Origin of the sequence: Actinomadura physcomitrii (assembly GCF_008923205.2) — a bacterium.
GTDB lineage: Bacteria > Actinomycetota > Actinomycetes > Streptosporangiales > Streptosporangiaceae > Spirillospora > Spirillospora physcomitrii.
Window position 1 is genome coordinate 1 of the sequence record NZ_WBMS02000094.1, and the last position, 2723, is coordinate 2723.

General features: G+C 71.2%; 2 protein-coding genes. Both read right to left on the reverse strand.

All coding sequences use genetic code 11. The features are described 5' to 3' along the window. Positions 1–246 precede the first annotated feature (246 nt). Entirely contained in the window at positions 247–945 is a 699-nt protein-coding gene (locus tag F8568_RS46365; RefSeq protein ID WP_151600542.1) for a PhzF family phenazine biosynthesis protein, read from the reverse strand. A gap of 478 nt (positions 946–1423) precedes the next feature. After that, positions 1424–2689, reverse strand: a complete 1266-nt coding sequence (locus F8568_RS46370; RefSeq protein ID WP_151600543.1) for an HNH endonuclease signature motif containing protein — start codon at positions 2687–2689, stop codon at positions 1424–1426. Positions 2690–2723 lie beyond the last annotated feature (34 nt).

Genomic DNA, 2723 nt, shown 5'->3' on the forward strand with positions numbered 1-2723 from the left:
CGCGTCGGTGGGCGGGGTGTTCGGGTGGGGGGGGGGCGCTTGCGTACGGGGCCGCCCCTCCAAAGTCAAGGGCGCCTTCGGCGTCGCTACGCGATGGACTTCGTCCACCCTTGACTTTGGAGCCTCTGCGGCCCCTAGGCAGGTGATAGGGGCAGGCTCCGCCTGCCCCGCCCCGGGTCGCGCCACCCCACCACCCCCCTCCGTACGGGGAGCCGAGCGGCTCTACATCATCGAGCGGTGTAAAGCTCATAGTGCGGCGTGGACATCCGCCCCGGGCGACTCGACCGCACAGCGCCCACCCAGTTCCACTCGCGCATCGTCCACCTGCCGCGTGCGGATGACGGCCCGGTGACGCCCGTGCAGAACCTCGAGGTCACGGCCGAGTTTCAAGGTCAGCAGCATGGACGCGCTGCCGCACGCCTCGTCCTCGCCCTTACCGATCCGGGGCGCCCACAACCGTGCCCGCACCCGCCCGGCCTCCCCGTCCTCCCACGCCCACACCTGCGTGAAGTCCTCACCCTCGGGAAGGCCGGTCAGCACGTCGATCTCGGCGGCACTCCCCATCTGGTAGTGGCGCCACGGCTTCGACCACTGCGCCGGTGCCGTGAGCCACACCGTGCCGTCCTCGTCCCGGCGGCACGCCACCGGCCCGGCTTCGGGAAGCAGCTCCTTCGTCGCCTTCCCGATCCGGTGCAACGCCTCCACGGTGGCCAGAAGCGGGTGGCCACCGAAACGGATCGCCTGCCCGTAGTTGCCGTGAATGCTGACCCGCCCGGTCGCCGCGTCGTGGACGAACACGGTGGCGGGCACACCCAGCCGCGTCGCCAGTTCCTGGCGCTGCACGGCAGTGACCGAGCTCCCCTCCGGCTCCACCACGACGAGCGCCGGATTGCCATGCGCGCCCTCAGCGTCGACGAACGCCCGCACATACCAACAGTTGATCATGCCGATGAGGCTATCCCCCGATACCACCGTCGGCTCGGCCGCGTAACGATCACACCGGCATCGTCAACACGTCATCGGTTCGTCCATGGTGGCCGGGCTCGCGTGCGGTGCGATGTGGGCATGCCGAGGCCGCCCGGGACAGGGGTGGGTCCGGGCAGCCTCGCCGGTCATGCCGGTCCTGCTGGTGGGGCGGGTTAGACAGCCCAGCCGAGGAGGGCGTCCAGTGGGCCGGTGCCGCCCGGCGGCCCGGTCGCCCCTCGATCATCGGCCGGTCGCGTGTCAGGTGCCACCGACCCCGGTTGGCGGCCGGTCGGTGGTCGTCCCAGGCGCAGGGCCAGGCAGCCCGGCCTCGAGGGTGACCCACTCGCATGCGATGCGCGGCGGTGTGGGCATGCCGAGTCCGCCCGGGACCCGAGTGGTTCCGGGCGGGCTCGGCGGTCATGCCGGTCAAGCCGGTCGGTCGTGCTGGTGGGGTGGGTTATGCGGCCCAGTCGAGGGGGTCATCGGGTGGGCCGGTGCCGCCCGGCGGCCCGGTTGCGCCTCGGGCGTCGGCCGGTGGGAGCAGCCGGTAGACGTACCGCCCGTCGGGATCCTTGGTGATGTGGATCTGGTCGGGGCTGGTGTGCTTGAACCGGTTATGCCATCCACAGGTGAGCGCGAGTTGGTCGATGTCGGTGGGGCTGTTGCCGAGTGCCCATCCGTGGACGTGGTCGACCTCGCACAGCGTGCCCGGCATCTCACATCCCCGCACCGCGCAGGAGGGGTAGAGGGTTTCGAGGACTTGGCGTTGCGCAGCACTCGCGAACCGTTCCCGGTAGCCCAGGTACAGCGGGGTGTTCCCGCGCCCCAGCAGCAGCGGGGAGACACCCGCCGCCAGGGCGATGCGGCGGGCTTGGGCGGCGGGGATGGGGGTGCCGTCGGTGAGGCGGGCGGGGGCGTTGCCGCCGGTGAGGGTGTCCAGGTCGCAGATGACGGTGACCTTGGAGGCCTTGTGCCCGCCCGACAGCACACTCGACAGCGCCGCCGCCGTCCGCTCCGCCACGTCCCGGCGGTCATCGGGCCCGGCCGGCTTGGCCAACGGCGCCAAAGTGCCGTCCCAGATGGCGGCGTCTTCGGGGTTCAGCCACCCCTTCACATACCGGCCGCCGTCCAGCGACCGCGTCGTGGTCAGCCACGACTTGGCATAACCCCGCTTGGTGTCCTCATCCGGGGCGTCCTCGGTGCCGTCACGTTCGGCGATGACGTCGCGGATGCGGCGGCCGAACGCGGCGACCTTCCCGGCCGAGAACCCCTGATCGGCCATCCCCAGCAGCGTGGTCTCGGCTCGGGCGCAGTCGGTGTCGTCCAGGCGGGCGACCGAGTCGGCCACCGTGGTCGCGTACCCGTAGGACAGTTCCCCGGCGGCCAGCCGCTCGGCGACCTGCGGGAGGCGGTGGCGTTGCCGGGCCAGGGTGAGGCGCTCCTTGGCGCGGCTCTCCCGCATCCCCAGCCGGGACCGCAGCCACGCCCGCGTGGAGGGATACCCCCACCGGGCCTGCTCCCCGGCGGCATCCACCCGCCCGATGAACCCGGCCAGCGCGCTTTCCTGCATATCTGCGGCTGCGGAAAGAGTCTCGGTGAGTTCCAGACACGCGGCGGCCGAGTCGGGGGTTTCGCGTTGGGCGAGTTCAGTGGCGATGACCGAGAGCGCGTTCACCAATTGCGTGGTGGACGCGGCCTCAAGGTCGACCGTCACTGAATGCATACCTGAATACTACCCGATGTGACCGGCATTTGCG

Bases quoted from the DNA above. Each gene is read 5' to 3' on its own strand.
- F8568_RS46365 (WP_151600542.1), bottom strand. From the start codon at position 945: ATGATCAACTGTTGGTATGTGCGGGCGTTCGTCGACGCTGAGGGCGCG.
- F8568_RS46370 (WP_151600543.1), bottom strand. From the start codon at position 2,689: ATGCATTCAGTGACGGTCGACCTTGAGGCCGCGTCCACCACGCAATTG.